Origin of the sequence: Frankia sp. AgB1.9, from assembly GCF_016786355.1 — a bacterium.
In the GTDB taxonomy this organism is placed as follows: domain Bacteria; phylum Actinomycetota; class Actinomycetes; order Frankiales; family Frankiaceae; genus Pseudofrankia.
Genome location: NZ_JADWYX010000133.1, coordinates 1 through 25,147, shown reverse-complemented (window position 1 = coordinate 25,147; position 25,147 = coordinate 1). Strand labels below are relative to the sequence as shown.

The 25,147-nt window shown below is 69.4% G+C and carries 22 protein-coding genes and 1 pseudogene; 10 read left to right on the top strand and 13 right to left on the bottom strand.

Annotation, left to right across the window (positions count from 1 at the left end):
• Positions 1-378 precede the first annotated feature (378 nt).
• A complete protein-coding gene (locus tag I6A60_RS34920; RefSeq protein WP_238436879.1) occupies positions 379-2,301 on the top strand; it encodes a lamin tail domain-containing protein in 1,923 nt (640 codons plus the stop codon).
• A 114-nt stretch (positions 2,302-2,415) separates the two neighbouring features.
• Here the strand turns inward: I6A60_RS34920 and I6A60_RS34915 are convergent, their stop codons facing one another.
• Positions 2,416-3,066 carry a hypothetical protein gene (locus I6A60_RS34915; RefSeq protein ID WP_203024443.1) on the bottom strand — a complete coding sequence of 217 codons (651 nt, stop codon included), beginning with the start codon at positions 3,064-3,066 and terminating at the stop codon, positions 2,416-2,418.
• A gap of 150 nt (positions 3,067-3,216) precedes the next feature.
• Between I6A60_RS34915 and I6A60_RS34910 the strand changes: the two genes are divergently transcribed.
• Positions 3,217-3,822 carry a dihydrofolate reductase family protein gene (locus I6A60_RS34910; RefSeq protein WP_203024448.1) on the top strand — a complete coding sequence of 202 codons (606 nt, stop codon included), beginning with the start codon at positions 3,217-3,219 and terminating at the stop codon, positions 3,820-3,822.
• Between the two features lie 42 nt (positions 3,823-3,864).
• On the opposite strand, the gene I6A60_RS34905 is transcribed toward I6A60_RS34910, so the two are convergent.
• Positions 3,865-5,442, bottom strand: a complete 1,578-nt coding sequence (locus tag I6A60_RS34905) for an ATP-binding protein (RefSeq protein WP_203024442.1) — start codon at positions 5,440-5,442, stop codon at positions 3,865-3,867.
• A 427-nt stretch (positions 5,443-5,869) separates the two neighbouring features.
• On the opposite strand from I6A60_RS34905, the gene I6A60_RS34900 reads away from it, so the two are divergent.
• Entirely contained in the window at positions 5,870-6,640 is a 771-nt protein-coding gene (locus I6A60_RS34900; protein ID WP_307874018.1) for a hypothetical protein, read from the top strand.
• Between the two features lie 23 nt (positions 6,641-6,663).
• Here I6A60_RS34900 and I6A60_RS34895 read toward each other — a convergent pair whose 3' ends face one another.
• On the bottom strand, positions 6,664-8,310 hold the full coding sequence (locus tag I6A60_RS34895; RefSeq protein ID WP_307874017.1) for a cholesterol oxidase substrate-binding domain-containing protein: 1,647 nt from the start codon (positions 8,308-8,310) through the stop codon (positions 6,664-6,666).
• 37 nt (positions 8,311-8,347) lie between these two features.
• Between I6A60_RS34895 and I6A60_RS34890 the strand changes: the two genes are divergently transcribed.
• A complete protein-coding gene (locus tag I6A60_RS34890; RefSeq protein ID WP_203024449.1) occupies positions 8,348-8,539 on the top strand; it encodes a hypothetical protein in 192 nt (63 codons plus the stop codon).
• A 67-nt stretch (positions 8,540-8,606) separates the two neighbouring features.
• Here the strand turns inward: I6A60_RS34890 and I6A60_RS34885 are convergent, their stop codons facing one another.
• Entirely contained in the window at positions 8,607-9,098 is a 492-nt protein-coding gene (locus tag I6A60_RS34885; protein WP_203024440.1) for a hypothetical protein, read from the bottom strand.
• A 645-nt stretch (positions 9,099-9,743) separates the two neighbouring features.
• On the opposite strand from I6A60_RS34885, the gene I6A60_RS34880 reads away from it, so the two are divergent.
• Positions 9,744-10,310 carry a dihydrofolate reductase family protein gene (locus tag I6A60_RS34880; protein ID WP_203024439.1) on the top strand — a complete coding sequence of 189 codons (567 nt, stop codon included), beginning with the start codon at positions 9,744-9,746 and terminating at the stop codon, positions 10,308-10,310.
• A gap of 18 nt (positions 10,311-10,328) precedes the next feature.
• Here I6A60_RS34880 and I6A60_RS34875 read toward each other — a convergent pair whose 3' ends face one another.
• Positions 10,329-11,804: an MFS transporter gene (locus I6A60_RS34875; RefSeq protein ID WP_203024438.1), complete on the bottom strand. Its 1,476-nt coding sequence runs from the start codon at positions 11,802-11,804 to the stop codon at positions 10,329-10,331.
• A gap of 104 nt (positions 11,805-11,908) precedes the next feature.
• On the opposite strand from I6A60_RS34875, the gene I6A60_RS34870 reads away from it, so the two are divergent.
• A complete protein-coding gene (locus I6A60_RS34870; RefSeq protein WP_203024437.1) occupies positions 11,909-12,478 on the top strand; it encodes a TetR/AcrR family transcriptional regulator in 570 nt (189 codons plus the stop codon).
• A gap of 104 nt (positions 12,479-12,582) precedes the next feature.
• Here I6A60_RS34870 and I6A60_RS34865 read toward each other — a convergent pair whose 3' ends face one another.
• Genes I6A60_RS34865 through I6A60_RS34850 form a run of 4 tightly spaced genes read right to left on the bottom strand, consistent with a single transcriptional unit; the run spans position 12,583 to position 15,744 of the window.
• Positions 12,583-13,347, bottom strand: a complete 765-nt coding sequence (locus I6A60_RS34865; protein ID WP_203024436.1) for a MerR family transcriptional regulator — start codon at positions 13,345-13,347, stop codon at positions 12,583-12,585.
• 12 nt (positions 13,348-13,359) lie between these two features.
• Positions 13,360-14,154, bottom strand: a complete 795-nt coding sequence (locus I6A60_RS34860) for an ABC transporter permease (protein ID WP_203024435.1) — start codon at positions 14,152-14,154, stop codon at positions 13,360-13,362.
• Positions 14,151-15,107 carry an ABC transporter ATP-binding protein gene (locus I6A60_RS34855; RefSeq protein ID WP_203024434.1) on the bottom strand — a complete coding sequence of 319 codons (957 nt, stop codon included), beginning with the start codon at positions 15,105-15,107 and terminating at the stop codon, positions 14,151-14,153. The genes I6A60_RS34860 and I6A60_RS34855 overlap by 4 nt, the downstream gene beginning before the upstream one ends.
• Before the next feature lie 34 nt (positions 15,108-15,141).
• Positions 15,142-15,744, bottom strand: coding sequence for a helix-turn-helix domain-containing protein (locus I6A60_RS34850; protein ID WP_203024433.1), 603 nt, complete (start codon positions 15,742-15,744; stop codon positions 15,142-15,144).
• A gap of 164 nt (positions 15,745-15,908) precedes the next feature.
• On the opposite strand from I6A60_RS34850, the gene I6A60_RS34845 reads away from it, so the two are divergent.
• The 3 genes and pseudogenes from I6A60_RS34845 to I6A60_RS34835 form a co-directional block, all read left to right on the top strand.
• Positions 15,909-16,988: a zinc-binding dehydrogenase gene (locus I6A60_RS34845; protein WP_203042690.1), complete on the top strand. Its 1,080-nt coding sequence runs from the start codon at positions 15,909-15,911 to the stop codon at positions 16,986-16,988.
• Positions 16,985-17,554, top strand: a complete 570-nt coding sequence (locus tag I6A60_RS42290) for a nuclear transport factor 2 family protein (RefSeq protein WP_203024431.1) — start codon at positions 16,985-16,987, stop codon at positions 17,552-17,554. The genes I6A60_RS34845 and I6A60_RS42290 overlap by 4 nt, the downstream gene beginning before the upstream one ends.
• Positions 17,524-18,375 (top strand): annotated as a pseudogene (locus I6A60_RS34835) (NAD(P)-dependent oxidoreductase); the annotation flags it as partial. The gene I6A60_RS42290 and the pseudogene I6A60_RS34835, both read left to right, overlap by 31 nt.
• Positions 18,376-18,511: 136 nt before the next feature.
• Here I6A60_RS34835 and I6A60_RS34830 read toward each other — a convergent pair.
• A complete protein-coding gene (locus I6A60_RS34830; RefSeq protein ID WP_203024429.1) occupies positions 18,512-20,779 on the bottom strand; it encodes an efflux RND transporter permease subunit in 2,268 nt (755 codons plus the stop codon).
• 251 nt (positions 20,780-21,030) lie between these two features.
• On the opposite strand from I6A60_RS34830, the gene I6A60_RS34825 reads away from it, so the two are divergent.
• On the top strand, positions 21,031-21,732 hold the full coding sequence (locus I6A60_RS34825; protein ID WP_203024446.1) for a DNA alkylation repair protein: 702 nt from the start codon (positions 21,031-21,033) through the stop codon (positions 21,730-21,732).
• A 41-nt stretch (positions 21,733-21,773) separates the two neighbouring features.
• Here I6A60_RS34825 and I6A60_RS34820 read toward each other — a convergent pair whose 3' ends face one another.
• The 3 genes from I6A60_RS34820 to I6A60_RS34810 form a co-directional block, all read right to left on the bottom strand.
• Positions 21,774-22,286, bottom strand: a complete 513-nt coding sequence (locus tag I6A60_RS34820) for an SAM-dependent methyltransferase (protein ID WP_307874016.1) — start codon at positions 22,284-22,286, stop codon at positions 21,774-21,776.
• A 118-nt stretch (positions 22,287-22,404) separates the two neighbouring features.
• Positions 22,405-22,662 carry a hypothetical protein gene (locus I6A60_RS34815; RefSeq protein WP_203024428.1) on the bottom strand — a complete coding sequence of 86 codons (258 nt, stop codon included), beginning with the start codon at positions 22,660-22,662 and terminating at the stop codon, positions 22,405-22,407.
• 206 nt (positions 22,663-22,868) lie between these two features.
• Positions 22,869-25,019 carry a cell division protein FtsK gene (locus I6A60_RS34810; RefSeq protein ID WP_203024427.1) on the bottom strand — a complete coding sequence of 717 codons (2,151 nt, stop codon included), beginning with the start codon at positions 25,017-25,019 and terminating at the stop codon, positions 22,869-22,871.
• Between the last annotated feature and the right edge of the window lie 128 nt (positions 25,020-25,147).

Genomic DNA, 25,147 nt, shown 5'->3' with positions numbered 1-25,147 from the left:
CCTTCACCTGGACCAAGACCGCCGACCAGATCCTCACGAAAGCCAACCGTCAACACACTTCAGAGACACGCCACTAGCGGGTGTGCCTGCGATCTTGACAAGGCCAGGCGGTCGTATGGGCAGGTCCTTTTTCGTCGGTCGCGGCGGACCGGCGGCTTTCGATGGGCACGCCGCTCTCGTGCGAGGGCAGGCACGGGGCCTTCCAACGCCTGCGGCCGTGGCGCCGCCGCGATTGGTTGACGTACGCGTGGCGTTCCCGTGGCCAGTAGGTGACGTTCCGCTGGAGTACATGCCGCCGCCGAGGTTCTGCCGCCAGAGTGCGGCCCCGTGCCTATTTTTCGCCCGCGTGTCAGCGTCGCCTCGGTGTGCGCCGGGGTATTGACCCTTTCGGGATTCGCCGTCGCCGGGGTGCTCGCCGCGCAGCCAGCGGCCGCCGCGGACCCGGCCGGTTATCAGAACGTCCGGATCAACGAGGTCACCTCGTCGAACAACGACACGGTCGAGCTGTACAACGCCGGTTCGGCCTCGGTGAGTATCAGTGGCTGGAAGATGTCCGACGACAGCTTCTCGGCGCAGTCGTTCAGCCCCTCGGCCAGCACGATCCCGGCCGGCGGCTTCGTCACGTTCAACTCGCCCAAGGGGCTCGGCGACGCGGACAAGCTGGTGATCTACACGTCCGGCGGCACGGTGGTCGACCGGGTCGAGTGGGCCACCGACAAGGCGAAGCCGGCGATGGCGCGCTGCGGCGGCGATGGCACCGGTGCGTGGGTGACCACGACGACGGCGGCCACGTTCGGTGCCGCGAACGCGGCCGGCTGCCCCTCGTCCATCCCGGCGGCGAGCCGGGTGCGGATCAACGAGGTCACCTCGAACGGTTCCGACACCGTGGAGCTTTTCAACGGTGGAACGAGCGCCGTCAGCGTCGGGTCGTGGAAGTACGTCGACGGCGACACCAGCCACTCCGCGGCGACGATCTCGTCCTCCTCGCCGAGCGCGACCAGCATTCCCGCGGGCGGCTACGCCACGTTCAACTCGACCATCGGCCTGGGTGACAACGATTCGGTGTTCCTGTTGGACAGCAGCGGCAACACGATCGACTCGGTGACCTGGGCGACCGACGGCGCGAAGCCGTCCGATGAGCGCTGCGCGAACGGTTCAGGCTGGTTCCAGACCGCCACGACCGCGACGCTCGGCGGCGCGAACTCCTGCACGGGCTCCGGCGGTGGTACCGGTGGCGGTACGGGTCAGCTGCTGGGCGGCGGCGGCGCGCTCACCAGTGGCTGCACCCCCGAAGCCCCCACCGGCACGGGATCCAACCCGGCGGGCACCCTGGCCTGGCCGGGTGGCCTCGACGTCACGATCGCCGACAACGTCTGCGCGTTCACCACGTCGACCGGCCCCGAGGGCCGCGACCTGAGCGGGCTGGCGTTCGACTCGGCGAACCCCTCCGTGCTGTGGGCGGCCAAGAACAAGAACTGGCTGTTCAAGCTGGTCAAGAGCAGCGGAAAGTGGATTCCGGACCCGTCGTGGAGCGCGACCGGAAAGCAGCTGCACTTCCTGGGCGGCTCCGGCCAGCCGGACACCGAGGGCCTGACGGTCGGCGCGAACGGCCACGTCTACGTGACGTCCGAGCGTGACAACGCCGCGAACACGGTCCCCAAGGACACGATCATGGAGTTCGACCCGGCGGCTGCCGGTTCGACGCTGACGCCGCTGAATCAGTGGGACATGACCTCGCAGTTCCCGCAGCTCAACACCGGCAACAAGGACGACGCCAACCTCGGCTTCGAGGGCGTCGGCTACGTGCCGGACAGCTGGCTGACCACAAACGGCTGGAAGGACCCGCTCACCGGCGCCGCGTACAACCCGGCGAACTACCCGCTGCACGGTTCGGGCCTGTTCTTCGCCGGCCTCGAGTGGGACGGCACACTGCACGTGTACGGACTGAACTCCGACGGCACGTTCACCACGTTCGGCACGGTGGCGACCGGCGAGGCCTCCGTGATGGACGTGCTGTTCGACGCCGGAACGCAGCGTGTCATCGCGACCTGCGACAACACCTGCGGCGAGACGCACACCCTCCTGAAGGTCAATGCCAGCGGTGCGATCGTCCCGGACGTGACCTACACGAACCCGGCCGTCATGCCGATCGACAACCTTGAGGGCTTCGCGCTCGCGCCGACCGCGACCTGCGTCAGCGGTTTCCGCGAGGCGGTCTGGTCCGACGACGGCATCTACGGCTTCGGCGCCGGCACATCCTCCTCCGGACACGCCCTCTACAGCGGCACCTTCCCCTGCTGAAAGTCCGCTACCGCATAACGGCGAAGCTCCTGGCGGGCAGGCTCACGACCTCGAACGAGCCCCACCTGCCAGGAGCTTCGTCATCAGCGGGCTCTCCTCAGGTCCCATCCGCGGTCAGTTGAGGTTGACGCCGATGATGATGGCGACGGCGCCCAGAACGAGGAGGAGAACCCACACGAGAATGAGGTTGCCGGTCACGTCGTAGTAGTGCTCCTCGGCGGCCACGCGGTTGCGTTGGATAGCGGTATCGTCGCGCGGGTGGGAGCGTTGCCAGGTGCGCCAGTCGCCGCCGACGCTCACCCCGCCGGCGCTCAGTCGCCGCAGAGCCTCCGCCTGGGGGACGGCGCGCAGGAAGGCGCCGTCGATGGTGACGCCGTCGCGGGCACGCGACGCGATGGAGCCGAGCGGCGGGGGCAGGATCGTCGGACTGTCCCCGGTGTGCAAGCGCAGGCGTGGCAGTCGGACCGGCCTGGCGAAAGCCAGCATGAGTGTGGGTGGCCCGGGGTCGATGCCACCCTGCGGAAAGCTGCAGATCCTGGTCGCCAGGTAGGGGATCAGGAGGCCGTCCTCAGCGATCTGGGGGTAGGCCGCCCAGTCCGGGAACCGTGGCCTTTCGGCGGTCGGGTACACCGGCACCGCGACGACTTGGTGGAGGCCGATCTCGATGCGCCTCGCGCCGAGGTAGAACGGCAGCCGGAGCCGCAGCCGGTCCGGGTAGAGCTCGATCGCCGCCTGTCGCCCCCAGTAGATGTCCAGCGGGATCACGCTCGGCCGACCCTGGACCGGGCCCAAACTATCTGGGCGTTCTGTCACGGTGAAGGAGGTTATGCCTTTTCGCCCGCGGCGGTGATCCCGCAGCCCGAGCGCTATCGTCCGGACGTCTGCTTGGAAGTCGCAGCCACTTGGGGGCTCATGGTGTCGGATACCACCTGCCACATGTCGATCTCGCTGGACGGCTTCGTCGCCGGGCCGGATCAGAGCAGGGAGGACCCGCTGGGGAAGCGGGGTCGGGAGCTGCACGGCTGGCACATGGGCGACCCGCGCGCCAACGACGCCGACAAGACCGCGACCGAGTGGCTCATGCGCCCCCGGGGTGCGTATGTGATGGGGCGGAACATGTTCGGCCCGATCCGCGGCGACTGGGACGAGGACTGGTCTGGCTGGTGGGGCCCCGAACCGCCCTATCACGCGCCGGTTTTCGTGCTGACCCATCACCGCCACGATCCGATCCAGCTGGACGGGGGGACGACGTTCCACTTCGTCACCGACGGCTTCGAGGCGGCCTACTCTGCGGCGCGTGAGGCCGCCGGGGGCAAAGGCGTGGACATCGCCGGAGGGGCTTCCACCGTTCGCCAGGCGTTGGCCGTCGGCGTGATCGACGAGCTCACCCTCGACATCGCGCCCGTCCTGCTCGGTTCAGGTGAGCGCATCTTCGACGGGATTGAGTCCTTCGGCTTCGAGCCCGCGGAGGCGCTTCACTCACCGCTGACCACCCACATCCGCTACCGCCGAACCAGCTGACGCGGCCGCCAAGCAGCGGGCAGCGCGACCCTGGCTCTCGAGTCAGGCTCGCAGGACAGTGACTGTGCGGCCGGTTGGGGTGGTGGCGGTGTCGAACTGGGTGCGTTCGCTCAGGTCGGGGGCGTCCGGGCGGCGGTCGAAGATGATGAGGGTGCCGGTGTCGAGGCCGAGGCGGCCGAGGTAGTGGTCGAGTTGGGTGAGGCCCTGGCGTAGCGGGTTGGCCTTGTCGGGATGCCAGACCTTGAGTTCGAGGGCTTCGCGCTGCCAGCGGTGTTTGCCGTTGTCGTCGGTGTAGGGCCGACGGATGAGCAGATCGATCCTGCCGCGGCCGACGCCGTATTCCCGGTCCACGTAGCCGCCGCCATTCACGACGCGCTGGAGGAATCCCATGAGGACGAGCTGTGGGGCAACCTCGTGGTAGTGCTCGGTTGTGGTGAGCACATCGCCATGCTCGATCCAGAACTCGGCGAACTCCCGTAGCAGTAGTGCGACGTCGAGACGACCGTCCGGCAGGACGAAGCCGCGGGGGTCTGTGGCGATGTTGGCTTCTACCTGGGTGGTCAGAACGCGGACGATGACCTCTCGGTAGATGGGGTTGGCGATCCGGACCGGGTTGCTCGTGGCGATCAGGCCGAGGTCGCGGGTGTAGGCGAGATCGTCGTCGTAGGGGTCTAGCTGGACCAGGTCGCCGGCCAGCAGGGGCTGCACGATGCGGCGGACCCGCGGTTCGGCCAGACGTGCCGCCAGCGAGTCAAGGTGCGTTGCCCGGGCAAGGACCAGCCGTTCCTTTGCCTGTTCCACATGGTCAACGGTGATCGGTTGCGAGGCCGGGATCTCCAGTTTCACGACGATCTCGCGAGCCAGGGCGTTGACCAGCCAGGGTTGTCCCGCGGTCAGCTCGAACGCTCGAGCCACGGCCGCAGAGGTGAACTCCTGTCCAGTGTCGGCGGTGTGTTGCCCGTACAGGTGGGCGACCTCGTCGGCGGTGAAGTCTCCCAGCCGCAGGGATTCCAGCTTGATGTTGAACGGGCTGGACGTTCCCAGGCGCGACGGGTCGCCGCCTGAGGCCGCCTTATAGTCGCGGACGTCGCGGAGGCCGCAGAGGGCGATGGAAGCGGGGAAGCTGGTGGGGCGGTCGCGGTAGCCGTCCCGGAGCTGGCTGAGGACACTGATCAGGCTTTGCCCGCTCAGTGCGTCGATCTCGTCGAAGAACAGCACCAGCGGTCGAGGGCAGGCCCGTGCCCACGCCGACAGGCCGGCGGCGAGAAGTGTGCCTTCGGACGCCTCGGGCCACGGCGGCGGGCGCAGGTCCTGCGGCAGAGCCGTGTCCGCGGCCGCCCGCAGGCGCGCGAGAATGTCGCGGGTCGCCGCGCCGTAGTCGTCGCGGGCGGCGCGTCCTGCCTCGCAGGAGAACAGCAACGCGGCATAGCGGCCCTTGGCGGTCAGTTCGTCGGCGAGCGCGGTCAGCGTGGTGGTCTTGCCGGTCTGCCGGGGAGCGTGGACGACGAAGTAGCCTTCCTGCTCCACCAGGTCGGGGACCTCCGGTAGCCGAGCCACCGCCGGAACCATGTAGTCGGTCCCGGCGCGGCACGGACCAGCGGTCTGGAACCGGCGAGCCATCGATCGTCACGCTCCACACGCCAGGCGGCATAGATCACTGCACTCACACCCTACGCATCCGCCCATCGCCGTTCGTGATCTCTGGGGTTCGACCTTCAGGTCGCGGGACGGGCAGGTGCGCAGGGCTAGGCCATCCGACGGCGCCCCCTGTCGGCCGCTCACGTAGTCCGGTGCCGCTCCGTTCCGCGGACGGCGTGTGCCGGAATCAGTCGCTGCCGCGCCGCCGAGGTGAGACGGCGTCGACCGTGCGCCGATCGACATCTCCGATGTCGCGCGGGCGGTATCGCGAGCGCCCCCGGCCCGAGCGATGAGCGTCGCACGCGGCCGTCGCTCATCGGACATCGCGGGAACGGAAAGGATGGCCGGCGACTACGGTTCTTGCGGCGATTGACGCGAGGAAGCGACGGGAACCGGCCGGGAGGCGGACGTGTCGGTAGGCAGAACAGGTCGACGCATCCGCGCATGGTCAGCCGTCCTCGCGGCGGCGGCGGTGACGGTGCTCGCGAGCTGCGCCAGCGGCGGGCTGCCAGGAGGCCAGGCGGCCACGACGACGCCAGCGGCGGCCGCCGCGACGACAGGTCCGGCTGCGGCGACACCCACCGAGGCACATTCGGGCGCAGCCGCGGTGGCCACTCGGGTGGTCAACCTGGCCCCGGTCGACCAGCGAGGCGACGCGACCAGTGGCTGGTCCGTCGACCGCGGCGACGATGATCCGAACGCCCCGATCGACTGCGGCGACACCAGCCAGGCAGACGCCTCGCCTGCCGCCGTCAGTGGAGACATCTACAGCTGCTCGCCGAGCGCCGCCGAAGCCGACGCCTGCTGGCCGACAGCCCAGGCTCGCCAGATGCTCTGCCTGCGCGACCCGTACTCGTCCGTCCTCACCGCCCTGACGGCTCAGGCGCTCGTCGCCAAGGTCTCCGCGCCCAAGGATCCCGTCCCGCTCGGCCTGCGCCTGGCCAATGGTGATCACTGCCGGCTCCGTGACGGCGGCGCTTGGGGATCCCCGCGGCAGCATCCGGACTATGTCGGCTACTACTCCTGTGGCTCGCACGGCATCGTCTGGGCGCCCCAGGGATCGTCCACCGGCGGCATCGACCGGACCACCAGACGCTGGACCGTCCTGGTCGGCGATGAGACCAGCCCGCTCACCACCGTCGCCGTCACCGACGCCTCCTTCGTCACCACCGCCGCCTGAGCCAGCGCTGAGGCTGAGCTAGGTCAGCTGGGTAGCAGGGCGTCGAGGAAGGCGCTGCTGAAGACGCCGGACGGGTCGAGCGCGGTCAGGGTGGCCCGGGCGGAGTCCCAGTTGGAACTGGTCGGCACGCCGGCCCGGTAGATGTCCGGGATGGTCGTGCCGATCATCGTCGGATCGGTCCAGGGGCCGGCCGAAGTGTGCCCGAACCGCTTGGACCATTCCGGGCGCACGGTGGCGTAGCTGCCGCTGTAGTTGGTCTTCAGCCAGGATTCCAGGTCGCCGTAGAACTGGTCCTGGTATGGGCTGTTGGGCAGGCTGACGATGTCCACCCAGACCACGGTGTCCCATTCCGGGTGGTCGGGCCGCGGCCGCAGTGTCGACAGCACCGCCGGCTGGGCTCCGTTCACCTGCACATCGGTCAGGCTGTCCAGCCCCGTGACCCGGATCTCCACCGGTCCGTTCATCGGGTACTGGCCGCGGCTCTGGTACTCGGTGAGTCTGGCGTTGTAACAGGTGAAGAACTCGGCGACGACCCGCTGGATGTTCGACCGGTTGGTGTGAATCGCGTAGCAGGTGGTCGTGATCCGCAGCGTGCTTGACTTCACGTACGACAGCAGGTTCTTGGACCAGCCCCAGATGTCCCAGCTCGCGGTGGAGATCAGCCCGGCGCCGATGAGGCTGATCTGGGTCTGCATCATCGTCGGCGTCTGCGCGACGTCTCCCAGGGTGATCTGGGTCAGCAGATCGGATATCTGCTGCGGGATGATGTCGTTGAACGGGTAGTTGTACGGGCTGCTGACCTGCCGGGACAACGCCGGCTTGGTCGGGCTCACCGTCCAGACCCGCAGCCACGGGTTGGCCGTGAACGGGAACCAGATGGACACGACCCGGCCGCTGGAGTTCACGAAGCTGGAGAACGACTGTGGGCCGGCCGTCGCCGGCGGCGCGTACAGCGTGCTGGCGGCGATGTTGAACCAGCTCTGGCAGCGCAGCCGTTTGTTGGGGCCGACCCGCAGCGTCACCTCGGTGACGAAGGCTCGGCCGAGATGCACCAGCAACGCCTGGATCTGCGGGTCTGTGCGTTGGAAGGTCTGAAGGACGTATGCGTTCTGAGTGGCGTTCCAGACCACGGCGGTCAGCGAGACGATCAGGTTGCTGAGCGAGCCGAAGGTCTGCCCGGCGGGCGCGGTCTCGCCGGTGGCCAGGACCCCGGTGCCGCGTGCGCCGACGGCGAGCACTCCGCCCACGGTGTTCTCACCGATCGCGGGGGCGGCGTTCAACCCGTAACCGGCCGGTTCCAGCGCCGCCATCAGGGCATCCATCGTGGCACCGGGCTGCGCGGTCACGGACGCCGGCGATCCGCCGTGCACCGTGATCGCGGTCAGGTGGGCGGTGGTGTCCACGATCAGGACGTTGGTGGGGGTGCCGTCGGGCACGACGAGCGGTGACCAGTTCAGCCGGGCGCCCCGCGGCCGGATCCGCCAGCCGTTGGCGTGGGCCCAGTTGGCCAGCGTGACGACCTCGGCCGGGGTCGCCGGCGCCGACGTCCACAGGCCGTCCACCTCGATCTCGCCGGACCAGCTCTGGAACGCCTGCTGGTACAGCGACAGCGAGCCGGGAAAGTTCGGCGGCGTGGGAGTCGCGGCCTGCGCCGGTAAGACCCGGAACACCGGGGTCCACTGCGAGGCCGCGCTTGCTGCGGCCCTGGTGGGAGGCGGCGCCGGACCCGCGCAGGCGGCCCAGGACCCGGGTGACTGGGCGGGACTGAACCGCGACGGCGCGAACACCGCCTACAACCCGGCGACCTCGGTGCTGACAGCCACCCGCGTGAACGCCGGTCTGGTCGCCGGCTGGACCCTGGACAAGACCGCGATCGCCGCGGCCTGCTTCGGCGCCTGACCGGGAACGGGCGCTCGGGGGCCGGGCGAACCTGGCCGCAGGAGGCACTCCTGATCACCTGCGGCGGTTACCGCCCGGCTCCCGGGTGGAGGCGGAGTGCGATGGCGGCCGCGATGTCATCGACCGAGTGGTCGAGGGACAGGTCGAGAAGGGCGATCGGCGAGCCGTACCTGGCGATGTCGCCCCGTGCTTCCCGGCGCAGCCACGGACGGACCTGCCTCAGGGTGTGCTCGGTGTCAACGGGGAAGATCAGGAGCGGGGGGATCTCCAGGCGGCGCGGATGCGCTCCGACCGCGGTCGAGGACACCCCCTCCCAGGGCAGGTTCACGCCCATCAACGGCAGGCGAATTCCACCGTCGCCGATCACGATGACCGGTACGCGAAACACCGTGCTGACCAGGACCGGGTAGGAGAGTATGGCCAGCACCAGGCCGCTGGACGCCGCCCCCACCACGCCGAGCGGGCCGCCCTGCACCACACTCCACGCCAAGGCGACCACGCCCATCACCATGATCAGCAGATATAACCTGTTCGGCCGTACGCGCACCGTCAGAGTCATCGCCCCTCACCCTCCGCGTCCATGGCGGGCCGCGCGCTCACACCCTCAGGTCGCACTGTCGGGCGATGTCGGACAAAGTATCTGAACTCATACCTCCGCGCGCTGCGTAGGTCCTGAGCGGGTAGGTGTCGGAGCCGGCGCCTCGCGCGTATTGATCGTCAAGACTGGCTGATCTTGAACGTGGCGCCGCCGGGCGCCGCCCTGGATATGGACTGACTGCCGCCGTCCCGGCTGATCCGAGGCGCCGACTTGCCTGCGCAGACGCCGATCATCAGGCGAGCTGGCCAAGCCGCAGCACCATGATCAAGAACTGCGCAGAGATAAAGCGGACAAATTGGGGTAGCGAACACCGTTTTGCCTGCGCAACGAGTGATCAAGGAGTCCCCGTGGGAGTGTGGGACGTCCTTGATCACCGGATGCGCAGGGGAACTGGTGGGCCAGTCACCAGGTGGGTGATCATGCCTCCGTTGATCTAGAACGCTCACATCCTGCTGGGCGGATGTCGCGTCAGCTCTCGAAGGGCTGACGGCTCGCTGGTCTATGGCGCCGTCCTCGTGTCGAGGGGGACCGATGAGAAACGGTGGCGGCGGCGGTCTTGACTATGGTCTGCCAGGTGTCTGCGACCGCTGCGAGGGTGAGCAACCTATGAGACCGCTTCGATATTCGATCAACGTCACCCTCGACGGCTGCTGTGACCACCGGGTGGGGAACGCGGACGAGGAGTCGCATCGCTATTGGGCCGCGAGCCTGGAGCGTGCAGATTCCCTTCTTTTCGGCCGGGTGACCTACGAGATGATGGAGGAGGCGTGGCGGCGGCCGGCGACGGGAACGTGGCCTGACTGGATGGCTGATTGGATGATCCCCTTCGCCCAGACGATCGACGCGGCGAAGAAGTACGTCGTGTCGAGCACGCTGGACCGGGTTGACTGGAACGCGGAACTCGTACGGGGTGATCTGGGGAAAGCCGTCGCGCAGCTCAAGCAGGAGCCTGGCAGCGGCCTGTTCGTGGGAGGCGTGACCCTCCCGCTGGCCCTGGCCGATCTGGGACTGATCGACGAGTACGAGTTCGTCGTGATGCCCATCGTGGCGGGCCATGGGCCGACGTTGTTCGCCGGGTTGAGCGAGCGGCTCGAGCTGAAGCTCGTCGGACGCCAGGAGTTCCGGTCGGGGGCGGTCGCTCTGCGGTACGAGCCCAGCCGCGCGAGCTCCTGACGCTCACCGGACTCGGCATCAACGCGAGCGGACGCCGGTTGACGTGTCGCTGGACCGCCGTGGCGGCTGGACGATGGCCAGGGCGAGGAGAAGCGCGCAGGCGCAGAAGAGCGTGGCCAGGGTGAATCCCGCGGCGATCCCATGGATGAGGGCGCGGCGGGAGTTGTCGTCGGTGGCGGGGTGCGCGGCGGCGTGCCGTGAGGCGACACCGAAGGCGGTGACGAGGACGGCGACGCCTACCGAGCTTCCGGTCCGCTGCGTGGTCTGGAGCAGGCCCGAGGCGGCGCCGGAGTCCTCGCGGGGCACGTCCGAGAGAATCATCATGTTGAGCGGCATGAAGCACAGGCCGATGCCGATGCCGAACAGCAGCATCGGTCCCAGGATGCCGGAGACGTAACCGCTTTCGGTGGAGATCCGACTGAGCCAGGCCATGGCCGCGGCGATCAGTACGGTGCCGGTGACCGTGCTGGGCTTGGGGCCGATGCGCGACACGAGGCGTGGCGCGGCGCGGGAGCTCGCGATCTGGGTGAGCGCCATCGGGAGCACGGCCAGGCCCGCGCGAAGTGGGCCCATGCCGAGCGCCTCCTGGAGGAGCTGGCTGAGGAAGTAGATCGTGCCGGCCAACGCGGCGCCGAGCAGGAACATGTTCGCGAGGCCGATCGCCCGGTTGCGGTCGGTGAACAGCCGCAGCGGCATGATCGGATGTGTGGTGCGGCTCTGCCATCCGAGGAAGGCCGCGAGGAGCACGGCGGCGGCGACGAACGCGCCGAGCGCCTGGCTGTTTGTCCATCCGGTGTCGGCGACGCGGATGAAGGCGTAGGTGAGCGCGCCCAGACCGAGGGTTGCGGTGCACGCCCCGAGCACGTCGATGCGGCCGGGATGCCGCTCGGGCTCGGCGATGAATCGTGGGGCGAGAAAGAGGATCGCGGTCCCGAACGGGACGTTGATGAACATCACCCACCGCCAGGACAGCTCGGCGGTCAGTACGCCGCCGAGAACGTACCCGATGGTGACGCCCGCGCCGGCCGCCGCGGAGAAGGCGCCGAGTGCTCGGTTGCGCGCCTGTCCCGGCGGGAAGGTGGCGGCGATCAGGGACAGCGTCCCGGGCGCGGCGAGCGCGGCGCCCGCACCCTGGAACGCCCGGGTCGTCAGCAGCCATCCGCTGGAGGTGGCGAACCCGCCCGCGAGCGAGGCGACGGTGAACAGCGCGATGCCGGCGACGAGCATCCGCCGCCGGCCAAGAACGTCACCCATCCGGCCGCCGGCCAGCAACAGCCCGCCGAAGACAAGCGTGTACAGGCTTGGTACCCAGGCCAGGCCGATGGGGGAGAAGTGCAGGCCGCGCTGGATGCTGGGCAGTGCCACGTTCACGATCGAGGCGTCCACGATCAGCATGAGCTGACACGAGACGATGATCGCCAGCGCGACGCCGGGCCGCTCGGTCGGTCGCGCGTCCTCGGCCGCCCGGGGAAGGGCCTGCGCGGAGCTGGACATCTAGACTCCCATAAGTGGGGGATCTCCCTGGTTATCGTGGGGGACGATACGGGGAGACTCCCCGCTTAGGCAAGCGCGGCTGGAGCCGGGATCGGAGGAGGGCCATGACCAGCGATCGGCCGATGCGTGCCGACGCCCGGCGCAACTACGAGCGCCTGCTCACGGCCGCGGCGGAGGTGTTCGCCAAGGAAGGGACGAACGCGGCGCTCGACGACGTCGCCCGGTACGCCGGCATCGGCAACGCGACGCTCTACCGGCACTTCCCGACCAGAGAGGACCTCGTCGAGGCGTTGCTCACCGACCGCTACGACGACCTTCGGGCGACCGCCGAGCGACTTCTCGCCGACCGGGATCCACGGGCCGCGCTGATCACGTGGCTGCGTTCCTTCATCACTCACATGACCACGTACCGCGGCCTCGCCGCCTCGGTCATGACCGTCCTGCGCGACCCGGAGACGGAACTCTCCGCCTCCTGCAAGGGCATGCAGGCCGCGGCCGCGACGCTTCTCGCCCACGCTCAGGAGAACGCCGTCATTCGTCCCGACCTGACCGTGGGGGAGTTGCTCCGCCTCACCAACGGCGTGGCCATCGCCGCCGAAGGGAACCCCGACGAAACGGCTCGCCTCCTCCGCCTCCTGACCGAAGGTCTGTATCACGGATGTGACACCCGGTGACAGGAGGAGTGCGGTCGCGCTGCTGCCGGCCGGTCGGTGGCGCGCCGCGAGCTCAGGTCACGACGCCGGTGGGAGCCGACCGCGCCGGGGATCGAGACGGGCGACTACGGCGGTGGGATCCGCTCGAGTTTGCTCCAGCCGCGCCAGCCGCGTTCCTCGAGTCGCTCCAGCAGCCGGCGGGCGATCGGGACCGAGTCGAGAAAGACCGAGTCGAGGAGCTGCGCGAGATCGTCGGGCATGATCGCGTCGTAGTCGTCCCAGCCCTCGGCGTCGGCCTCGATGGCGGCGACGAGTTGGTCACCCACGGCTGCCACCCGGGGGTCGTTCACCTCCCAGTGGATCATCTCGGCGAGGTCGCGGTAGAGCTGGAGCGTCGCCGGGTCGTCGAGCTGCTGCTGTTTGAGCTTCATGTAGAGCGGCATGTGCTCCGGGAGCTGAGCGGCCACCAGGATCCAGGAGTCCCGCTCGCCTCCGATCATCAGTTCCGGCAGTCCGAGCTCCCGTAAGCGGCCGAGGTAGGCGACGGCCTCCGGCGGCAGGGCCAGGCTGTCGCCGGCCGCCAGCTGCGCGATCCGCTCGCGGTGGCGCTGTCGCTCCCTGATCTCCGCGCGCAGGCGTCGGTCGATGTCGGCGACGGCGGCCTTGAACTCCTCGTCGCCCGCGGAGAGCAGCTCGCGGACCCGGGCGAGCGGGACGCCGGCCTCGGCGAGCGTACGGATCTTGATGAGCTCGACGACGGCGTGGGCGTCGTAGCGCCGGTAGCCGGAGCGGTCGCGCTCCGGCTCCGGCAGCAGACCCTTGGCGTGGTAGTGCCGCACCGCGCGCACGGTGACGTCGGCGTACGACGCCAGCTGGCTGATCGTGAGCACCGAGCCAGTCTCCTACTTCGCGGGCACGCGCAGGAACAGCCGACGCGACCAGAGGTACCCGAGCAGCGCGATCAAGGCGCACCATCCGATCGCGAGCCACAGGTCGGCGTCCGTCGGAGTGCCGGTGACGAGCGCGCGCAGAGTGTTGATCATCGGTGTGAACGGCTGATGCTGGGCGAACTGGCGCAGCCCGACCGGCATCGCGTCGGTCGGCACGAAACCGCTGCTGATGAACGGCAGCATCACCAGGAACAGCGGGGTGTTGCTGGCCGTCTCGACGCTGTCCGCTGCCAGGCCCATGCCGACCGTCAGCCAGGTCAGTGAGAACGCGATCAGGACCAGCAGTCCGACGGCGCCGAGCCAGTCGAGCGCACTGGCGCTGGAGCGGAACCCGAGCAGGAACGCGAATGCCGTCACCACCACCACGGCGAAGGCGGTCTTGAGGACGGCACCCAGCACGTGGCCCGTGAGCACCGACGCGCGGGCGATGTTCATGGTGCGGAACCGGGAGATGATCCCGGTGGTCATGTCGGTCGCGGTCGAGATCGCGGTGCCGAGCGCGACGCTGGCGACGGTCATGATCAGGATGCCGGGCGTGATGAAGACCAGGTAGTCGCCGCGGTCTCCGCCGCCCTGGTGGCCCGGCAGGCCGGCGCCCAGGGTCCCGCCGAACACGTACACGAACAGCAGGAGGAACAGGATCGGCTGCGCGACCAGCATGATCGACAGCGACGGGTAGCGGCGGATGTGTAGCAGGTTGCGCCGCAGCATCGTCGCCGAGTCGCGGACGGTGTAGGTGGTGCTCATGCGGAGACCTCCTGCGCCACGGGCGCCTGCGCCGCGTGGCCGGTGAGTGCGAGAAAGACGTCGTCGAGGTCGGCGGACTCGACCGTCAGACCGACGACGCGGTCGTCGTCGAGGCCGTCGAGCACCTGGCGCAGCGCGGCGACGCTGCCGTCGCTCGGCACCTGGAGGGTGAGCGCCGGGACGTTCGAGATGGCCCGCGGGTACGCCGCCGCGGCCGTGGCCAACCCTGCAGCGTCGGTGAACTGCACCGTTACGTGCCCGCCGGGTACCCGCCGCTTCAGCTCGGCGGCCGTGCCCTCAGCGACCAGCCGGCCGCCGTCGAGCACCCCGATCCGGTCGGCCAGCTGGTCGGCCTCGTCGAGGTACTGGGTCGTCAGCAGCACCGTCACGCCGTCGGCGACCTGCTCGCGCACGATCGCCCAGAGGTCGCGACGGCTACGCGGGTCGAGGCCCGCCGTGGGCTCGTCCAGGAAGATCAGCCGGGGCCGGGCGATGAGCGTCATCGCGAGGTCCAGCCGCCGCTTCATGCCGCCCGAGTAGGTCTGCGCCCGTCGGTCGGCGGCGTCCACGAGGTCGAAGCGCGCCAGCATCGCGGTCACGGCGGTCGCCGCGGTCGTCCGGTCCAGGTGCGCCAGGTCGGCCATCAGCCGGAGGTTCTCCCGGCCGGTCAGCAGCTCGTCGATCGCGGAGAACTGCCCGGTGACACCGATCGCGGCGCGCACCCCGGCCGCCTCGCGTCGTACGTCGAAGCCGGCGACGCGGATCTCGCCGTCACCGGGAGCCAGCAAGGTCGACAGGATGTTGACGGTGGTCGTCTTGCCGGCGCCGTTGGGCCCGAGGAGCGCGTAGACGGAGCCCTGCGGGACGGTCAGGTCGAGGCCGGCCAACACGGTGTGGTCGCCGTAGGACTTGGTCAGTCCGACGACCTCGATCGCGGGAGTGGTAGCTGCCATGCCGCCATGGTGGAGCCCTGACGCAGGGTCAAGGTCAAGCCGAGGCGCAGCTGCTGGTCTGGGGCTGCAGAAGGCGCAGGATCATCTCGACGGTGCGTTCGAGGGGGCGCAGGCGGGTGGTCACGGTGGACAGCACCGTGCGGGCGAGGATGGCGCCGAGAAGCATGTCGAAGACGTCGTCGGGATCGATGTCCGGGTCGATGCTCCCGGGTGGCGCGGCGCGCAGGATGTCCTGGAACTGGGGCCGGGTGGAGACTCGCAGGTAGAGCTCGGGCGGGTTCGGCTGGTTGGTGGTCTGGTGGTGCGCGATCAGGCCGGCGCCGGCCGCGCGGGCCGCGGGGGCGTCGAAGGCGGCGGCGTAGGCGCGCACGAAGCGGCGCAGGTCGCGGCGGAGGTCTCCGGTCGGCTGGACGGCCAGCGGGCTGAAACCGGGGAAGGTGGCTTCCTCGATCAGCTCGATCCGCGAGCTCCAGCGACGGTAGATGGCGGAGGCGTGCACGCCGGAGCGCGCGGCGACGGCCTGGATCGTCGTCGCCTCGAAGCCCCGCTCGACGAGCAGCTCGCGCGTCGCCGCCAGCGCCCGTTCGTCGATGCTCGTGTCGCGCGGTCGACCCGGGCGGCGGGCGGGCTCTGCCATGTTCACGATCGTAAGGCCCGGAGTCTCACTCGCCATCGCCGCCGCGACTTTTCAGGTCATGGTCTTCTATAAAATTCCAGGACGATGTCTTCTATAACTCGGGTGCCGTGGCTACAGTCGCGGGACGGGAAGGTGTCCTGCACGCGAGCGTGAGGGAGAGGCTGATGCGGGCTGCTGTGCTGCGGGGAGGGACGGTCGAGGCGCGCGTCGTAGCGGATCCGGTGCCGGGGCCGGGGCAGCTGCTCGTCCGGTCGCTGGCGTGCGGGATCTGCGCGTCGGACCTCCACTTCATGGACCATCTGGACGCCGGCGTGGACGACGACAGCGGGATGTCGACCTACGACCCGGACGTCGACATCGTGATGGGCCACGAGTACTGCGCCGAGGTCGTCGACTACGGCCCCGACACCGCGCGGCGAATCCCGGTCGGCACGCGGGTCAGCTCGCTGCCGGTCCTCGCCACCCCCACCGGCCGTAAGATCATCGGACAGAATCCGGAGTCACCCGGTGGGTTCGGCGAGTACTTCCTGATCACCGAGGCGATCACCAGGGTCGTGGCGTCGGACCTGCCGAGTGAGGTCGTGTGCGTCGCCGACGCGATCTCGGTCGGCTGGTCGGCTGCCTCCCGAGCCCAAGTGACGACCAGCGAGGTACCGCTCGTCATCGGCTGCGGCGCGATCGCGCTGTCCGCGATCGCGCAGCTGCGGCGCCTGGGCGTCGGTCCGATCGTCGCGGTCGACTTCGTGGCGTCGCGGCGGGCGACCGCGCTGGCGATGGGAGCCGACGTGGTCGTCGATCCCGCCGAGATCTCGCCGTTCCAGGCGTGGCGGGACGTCGCCTATGGGTCGGCCGAGTCGATGCGGGAGCTGATGGCGCTCGCCGGACTGCCGGGCTGCGTCGTCTTCGAGTGCGTCGGAATTCCCGGGGTCCTGGACTCGATCATCAAGGGCTGCGAGCGCGGCACCCGGATCTACTCCGTCGGCGGCCCACCGGAAGGCGACCACCTGCACACGCTGACCGCGAAGCGCAAGGGGCTGAACATCCAGTTCGGCGGCGGCCCGTCGATGGATCACTGGGACGAGGCGTTCGAGGCGGTCTGCTCGGGCAGCCTGGACGTCACCCCGCTGCTGGGCCGGACCATTGGGCTCGACGAGGTCGCCGACGGGCTCGCCGCGGCGCGCGATGCCAACGGACCCGTGCGCATCATCGTCACGCCCTCAGCCCAGGGAAGGACTACCGCATGAGTGAGGTCGACGACCTTCGGGAAGTGGTCGAGAAGCTCGCGACCAGGGTCCGCACGCTGGAGGACCAGGTCGAGATCATGCAGCTGGTCGCCCAGTACGGGCCCGCCGTCGACAGCGGGTCGGCCCAGGCCGCGGCGGCGCTGTGGACCGAGGACGGCACCTTCGACGCCGTTCCGCAGCTGCGGATGCGGGGCCGCGCCGACATCGTCGACATGGTCAACGGTGGTCATCAAAGCCTCATCCGCAACGGCTGCGGCCACGTGCTCACGGTGCCGCACATCGTGGTCGACGGCGACGAGGCGACCGGTCGCAGCTACGCGCTCAACATCCGCTGGGACGCCGAGGCCGACCGGTTCTGGGTGGCCCGCGTCTCCGCGAACACCTGGCGCTGGGTCCGCACCACCGGCGGCTGGCGGATCCGCGAGCGGGTCAACGCCAACCTCGACGGCACCCCGGAACACCGCGAGATGCTCGCACCGCCACCGCTGCCCACCGTTGGCGTCGAACGCACTTCGGACGCAACCGTGAACCTGTCGTCGGGCAGCATCCGTCTGGAGGACGAGTGAAGATCGGATTTGTCGGGGCGGGCCGGATGGGCCGCCCGATCGTCGACCGGCTGCGGGCCGCGGGCCATGAGGTGACGGTCCTGGCGCGCCGCCCGGAGGCCAGGGCGGCGGCGCAGGCGGATGGGCTGACCTGGGCCGCGACACTGGCGGAGACGGTCCAGGAGGCCGACGTCGTGTTCGTCGTCGTGTTGACCGACGAGCAGGTTCGTTCGGTCTGCCTCGGGCCGGAGGGTGTCCTCGCCGCAATGAAGCCGGGCGCGACGCTGGTCCAGCACACGACGTCTCATCCCGCCACCGCCGGGCTGCTCGCGGACGCCGCGGCGCTGCGTGGGGTCGGGGTACTCGACGCCGCCCTGTCAGGCGGTCCGCACGACATCGCCGCCGGGCGGCTCACCCTCTGGGTCGGCGGCGACGAGGCGTTGCTCGACCGGACTCGCGCGTTGCTCGACACCTACGCCGCGCCCGTCATGTTCGTCGGCGGCCTCGGCAACGGCCAGCGGGTCAAGCTCGTCAACAACGCCCTGTTCGTCGCCCAGGTCGGGCTCGCCGTCGACGCCGTGCGTCTAGCGGGCTCACTCGGCATCGACGAGCCGGCGATCCTGGCGGCGCTGCAACACGGCAGCGGCGCCAGCCGCGGTCTGAGCGTCGTCGCCGGTGGCGGCTCGGTCGAGGCCGTAGCCGGGCGCATCGGCGCCCTGATGCTCAAGGACGTCAATGTCGTCCGTGAGGTCGCCCACGGCGCCGGCGCGGACCTCGGCATCCTCGGAACGGTCCTGGCGTCGGACGCGGTCGAGAAGAAGGTGCTCGGCCAAGCGGAGTAGGCGTCCAGCCACGGAGCGTCGCTCCGCGGCCGGGGGCACTGACAGCGATGCGCGGCCGGCGCCCGCCTGTGGCACCGACCGCGCATCACGGCTGCCGGACTCGCTGGCAGCTCACTTACCTCGTACGGGTGACCTTCTAACGCGCGGTTCGGGTGAGTTCCCGTTCGTCCTCCGGCCGGTCACGGTCAGCCGGTCCGGCCTGCGACGGCAAGGCGACCGCCGCGTCGGCCGGCTCCACCGAGAACTGCGGAGTGATCCGGTCGAGCCACCGGGGGAGATACCAGTTGGACCTGCCGAAGATGTTCATCAGCGCCGGCACGAGCGCCGTCCGCAGGATGAACGCGTCGAGGAACACCGCCGAGGCGAGACCGGTGCCGAACATCTTGATCGGCCGGCCTGGGCTCAGCAGGAAGCCCAGGAAAACCGCGATCATGATCAGGGCGGCGGCGGTGATGATGCCGCCGGTCTCACCCTGGCCGATCGTCACCGAACGCCTGTTGTCGCGGGTGTGGACCCATTCCTCGTGCATGCGACTGACCAGGAACACCTGGTAGTCCATCGACAGGCCGAACAGGATCGCGAACAGCATGACCGGCATCCAGGCGTCGATCGGCCCGCCTGGCCCGGCGCCCATGCTGTCGGAGAGCCAGCCGAACTGGAAGATCGCCACCACCACGCCGAAGGAACCGGCCGCGGCCAGCAGGTTCATCACGGCGGCGGTCGCCGGGATGACCAGGCTCCGGAAGGCGAGCAGCAGCAGGATGAAGGACAGGCCGACCACGACCGTGATGAACAGCGGCATCTTGCGCCCGAGCACCGTGGCGAAGTCGACGTTCACGGCCGTGCCGCCGTACGCGTAGATCCGGTTGCCCGTGCCGTCGTACAGCGGCGGGAGCACGCTCGAACGCAGGTGCCGGACCAGCGTGTAGGTCTTCTCCGACTGCGGTGACGTCGTCGTCTTGAAGGTCACGAACGCGACGCCCTTGGTCAGCTGGCTCGTGCCCAGACTGCCTTGGTCGACTCCCGGCACGGCAGCCAGCGTCTTGGAGACCCGCTCCAGGTAGGCCTTGTCCGAGGCGCCCGGGCCGCTCACGACGGCTTCCAGGGTGGAGTTGTAGCCGACGCCGAAATCGCCGGCGATCAGGTCGTAGCCGGTCCGGGTGGTGGAGCCCTTCGGGTCGCTGCCCTGGTCGCTCGCGCCCAGGTTGATCGAGAAGAACGGCAGCGCGATGACGACCATCACCGCGCCGGCGACGACCGCGACGGCGATGCGGTTGCGGGCGACGAACTGCGACCAACGGGCCCAGAAGCCCACCGGCTTGTCGTCGAGGAACTGGCCGGCGCGCGCGGCCGCCCGGTGCTTCCTGGGCAGCACCTTCAGCCCGAACAGGCTGAGCAACGCGGGTAGCAGCGTGAGCGAGGCGACCATGGTGAACCCGACCGCGAGTGCGGTTGCCACTGCCATGCCGTTGAAGAAGCTCACGCCGAGCGCGATGAGACCGAGGATCGCGATGCACACGGTCGAGCCGGCGAACAGCACAGCACGGCCGGAGGTGTTGATCGCATTCACGATGGACTCGGACACGGGCATTCCGCGCCGCAGGTTGCGGCGATGCCGCGTGACGATGAACAGCGCGTAGTCGACCCCGACGCCGATCACCATCAACTCAGCCAGGAATGGCGTGATATTTGACACATTGATGGCGTGGCTGAGGATGTAGATCGCGCCGAGGCCGCTCACCAGTGCGACCACCGCGCTGGCCAGTGGCAGCACCGTGGCGGCGACGGTACGGAAGACGATCGCCAGGATGATGAGCGCGGCGAGGAAGCCGATGAGGATCGAGCTGCCCGAACCGGCGCTCTGGCCGATGCCGTTGAAGGCGTCACCGGTGAACTCGACCTGCAGCTGGCCGCTGCCCAGGGTCTTCAGCTCGTCGTAGACGCCCTTGAACTGGGCGGCGTCGTAGTGGTCATTTTCCCAGGTGATGCTGACCAGTGCCGTGTTGGAGCCGCGGGAGTGGTTGAGCAGGGTCGGGCTTCCCGGACCGACCGCGGCGCCCTTCGAGCAGTCGATCGACTGCCACGGCGTCGCGATCAAAGCCACACGATTGCCTGAACCACAAAGCTTGATCAGGGCCGGCTGCAGCTGCGCGGGTGCCGCGTTGAACGCTCCGGCCCGGTCCTTGAGGACGACCGTGCCCGAGGCGCCGTTCTGGTTGTTCAGGCCCGCGTCCTTCAGCAGGTTCGCCACTGCTGCGGTCTCGGTGTGCGGCAGGCTGAACGTGTCCTTGTATGATGCCCCGCCCATCGCACCGGCGATACCCTGCACTGCGACGACGAAGAGAACCCAACCGGCGACGACAAACCATCGGCGACGGACGGCGAACTCGGCGATCCCTCTCAACAGAACTCCCGCTCAACGTCTGGCAACCATCGAAACAACGGAGCATCGACGGTTGTATCCGGATCAAGTGCAGTTTTACACATGCATTCGGCCGGTCGGCGGTTGGAAGGCCAAGAGTGACGAGTGTCCTGCCGGCCGTCGGCTGGGCGCGGCCAGGCCCGGAGCGGCTACCGGCGAGCCCCCAACCCCCGCGAACGGCCTGCCGGCCGGGAGCGGGCAGCATCTCGGCTGTGGAGACGACGGTTGACGAAATGGCCGACGGGGCAGTCGACGACGGTCTGGTGACGGCGGTCCGGACGGCGCTCGCCGCCGCGGCCGATCAGGCGAAGGCGCCGGGTATGCGGGCGTACATGAAGTCGGCGATGCCGTACCTCGGCGTGCCGAAGCCGATCCGGGAACGCGCGCTTCGCCCCGTTTTCACCGCTTGGACACTTACGGACCCGGCCGACTGGCGGGCCACGGTCCTCGCGCTGTGGCGGCAGGCGGAGTATCGGGAGGAGCGGTATGCGGCCATTGACCTGACCGGTCACCGTGCCTACCGCGCCTACCAGCGATCCACCACGCTGGGTATGTACGAGGAGATGATCACGGCCGGCGCGTGGTGGGACTACGTGGACGAGATCGCCTCTCGCCGGGTCGGGCCGCTGCTCGCCGCCGAACCCGCCGTGATCCGTCCCGTGATGCTGGCCTGGAGCCGCGACGGCGACCTCTGGCGGCGCCGGACGTCGATCATCTGCCAGCTGTCGTTCAAGGCCGCGACCGACCTGGAGCTGCTCTACGCCTGCATCGACGCCAACCTCGACGACCGGGACTTCTTCATCCGCAAGGCGATCGGCTGGGCGCTGCGCCAGTATGCCTGGACGGACCCGGCCGAGGTCCGCCGCTTCGTCACCGCGCGCGGCGACGCCCTGTCGCCGCTTTCTCGTCGCGAGGCCCTGAAGAACATCGGTTAGCCGGTCCCGCGCCTGATGGTCGGTCTTCGGGCCTGCGTCTCTCAGCGCTTGCGGGCGATCAGGCCGTACGCGCTGACGTCGGCGTCGGCGTACTCGTCGGGATCGGTGTCCGGCCGCCAGCGGTGCAGCACCGCCGTTCCCGGCTCGACGATCTCCATTCCGGCCGGGACCAGCGCCTCGAGTTCCGCCCGGCTTCGGGTCTGGAACGGAATTCCCCGCTGGTTGTAGACGTCCACGACCCGCTGGGTCTCCTCCGGAGCGATGTCGCCGGTGCCGTGGCTGGTCACCAGGTAACTGCCGGCCGGCAACGCGTCGACCAGCTGGCGCACGATCGTGGCCGGATCCGCGGCGTCGGGGACGAAATGCAGGACGGCGATGAGCGAGAGCGCTACCGGCCTGGTCAGGTCGAGGGTCTCTGCCAGGACGGGGCTGGTCACGATGTCCGCCGGTCGGCGCACGTCCGCCTCCAGGTAGGCGGTGCGGCCCTCCGGGGAGCTGTCCAGCAGGGCCCGGCCGTACACGAGAACGATCGGTACCACTCCCGGGATGCACACGCGACGATGACCTCCGAATTTTGTGCTCTGCTGTGTCGCGTCGCCACCTCCTGTGGCTGGTACTAGCGCGCTGACCAGCGCTTGCGCACCGCTAACAAAAGTTAGCACTCTGGGTGATCTAGGTCGGGGGTCGGTGTGGCGATGTGTTCCGGGTGAGGATCCCGGCGATGAGGGCGCGTGCTGCCGGGGGGACGGGTGGCGCTTCGGCGAGGGTTTCGGCGATCCAGCGCTTGAACTCGTCGGTGTCCTCGTTGGCTGGCTCGGCGCTGAGAATGTCCGGGGCGTCGGCCGGGCGGGGGGACGCTGCCGTGGGCGTGTCCGGTTGGGGTCCGCGACTGGTCGGGGCGTCGGGCGGGCGCTGCGCGGGGGTGGTCACGCCGGTCTGCCTTCTCTCCCGGTCGTAGCCGGGGTCTGGGGTGTAGCGGGTAGCGGCCGGGCCGGGCCGGAAACGGGCTCTGGGGCGGGTTTTGGGCCGTTCGGAGCCGGGGCCGCTACCCGCTACACCGGGCGAGACGTGCTGGTCAGGCGGGGTGTGGGGTGTAGCGGGGGGTGTAGCGCTGCCGCTACACCCCCCGCCTGCCGCTACACGTCGACGCGCGCCCGGTGCGCGTCGCGTAGGGCGTCCACGCGGGCACCTTTGCGGACCTGGCCGTCACGGCGGACATCGACGCTGGGGACCCCGAGGGCGCGCAGTTGTGCGCTGATCGCGTCGGCGGTGGCGTCGCGGTAGTGCTCCGGATAGGCAGTGGCCAACCGGGCCGCGAGATCGGGCCAGTGCAGCCCCGGCGCGCTATCGGTGGCGAACACCGACAGCGCGTCGGCGAGTACGTCTCGCGGTTCCCGTTGGGCGATCTGTCCGGCCGCCTGCCCGGACAGTGTTCCGAGTTGTTCGCGGAGTTTGCGGCCGATTGTGAGAATGTGCGCCGCGTCTTCCGCGTCCGCGAGGAACGTTCGCACGGTCGGGTTGGCGTCGCTCGCGCCGCGTAGAATTCCCGCGCCTTTGTGTTCGGCCGCGAGTACCGAGGAGTCGAGTCCTTCGCTGAATGCGCCCGCGCCGAGGACCAGATCGGAGACCTGCCAGGATCCGGTGCGCAGTGAGAAGCGGATCAGGTGGTTGTCGCGGTAGTCGGTGAACTTCTTCGCGACGTCGCCGGACCCGATTCCCGACGGTCGTTGGGTGGCGCTGCCGATGATGACCCCGGCCGCCGGGGCTACCCGGATCAGGTAGACAAGTAGCGTCGCGATTTCAGCGTCGGCGGTCTGGTTGCCGGTCGCGAAGAACTCCTGGAACTCGTCGAGCAGGAGTATCCGCACGGGCATGTTGTATTTCGGGTTTCGGGCGATCTCGCGGGTGAGTTTCCCCTCCGGTACCACGTCGGGCGGGAGGTCGGACAGTGCGAGGTAGCGTGCTTGGACGTCCGCGCGGATCTCCCGCAACGTGTCGATGAGGATTTCGGTCGGGTCACCTTCGCGGGTAGGTGCCAGCCCGAACACGGCCCGGTCGGCGATGGCCTCGAATTTCCGCCAGTCGGGCTTTCCGCCCCCGTCCGCAACAGTGATCCGCACGTAGGGGTCGAGCGCGGCGAACAGACCGAGGGAACGGAGCGCGAACGTCTTTCCCTGCCTCGGTTGGGCACCGACAAGAATCGAGTTCCACATAAGGTCGATACCGACGGGGCGGGCGCGTTCGTCCAACCCGAACGGGGCTGGTGTCCAAATGTCGGTCGGATGCCCGCGTAGGAGCGGGGTCCGTCCGGCGGGAATCGCCAGCGGGTCACGGTCGGCGACCCATAGCGTGTGTCGTCTGTGGGACGTGGGATCGCGTGTGAGGAAGACCTGTGTGACCGCGACGTCGAGCCCGGACGCGATAGCGCCATGGGCTTTCACCGCGTCGGTAAAACCCCGGCCGTAGGGAAGATCGACCGAGACGCGGGAACCGTCGCCGTCGCGGGCCATGGGCGTACCGAACGTGATCCGTTGGTCGTCTTTGTCCGCGCCGAGCCGTGCCGCGTAGTAGGCGCGCAACACGATGTCGGCGTTGAGTTTGCGGAAGCGGGGGGTGACGATCGCGGGCGCGATCAGGGGCCGTCCCGACGGGCGTCCGGCCCGTGCCAGGACGCCCACGGCGACCATGACGGCGAGCGCGGACGCGGGCCACGGCAGGTGGGCCAGCGCGCCCGTCAGGATCGCGAGCGCGGTCAGCCCGGTGCCGCCGGCGACGAGCACCAGGACGGTACGAGAGCGTCGGCCGGTGCGGGCCTCACGGTCCAGCCGTAGCCACGTCGCCGAGTCGCCTGTCTCCACGGCCGCCCGGCGTAGGGGGGCGGACTCCGCGACCGACCACCACCGGACGAGCCGGCCCAGTAACCGGCCCGTGCCGAGCACAGCGGCCCCGGCGACGAGCACGCCGTACCAAGGGGTGCGCACGGCGTGGTACGCGGCCACGTGCGCCCACCGGGCCCCGGTGTGCCGGGCGGTCGCGGCGAGCTGGTCTCGGTTGAGGCTCGCCGGGATGATCGGCCGCCTCACGCCCCCGGCCGCAGTGTCGGCGGTCGGGGGCGGATCGACGGGGACCGGGGCCGCGTCGGGGAGTTCGTCCAGGATTGATTCGTAGTGGCGTTCGAGTGCGGCGGACCGTTCGGGGGGTAGGAGCGGGCGGATTTCCGCGATGACGGCTGGAATGTCCGGCACCCAACCCGAAGGTTCGGCCGGCACCGGCAGGTTATCGGACACGCGAAACTCCCAGAACGAAACGAAAAAAATGGGGGCGGGCGCACGCCCCCCCCTGGGGCGGGGGCCGCGCCCGCCCGGAATGGACGGCGGTCGTGAAACCGTTAGGGGCGGGGTGCAGGACATCGCGC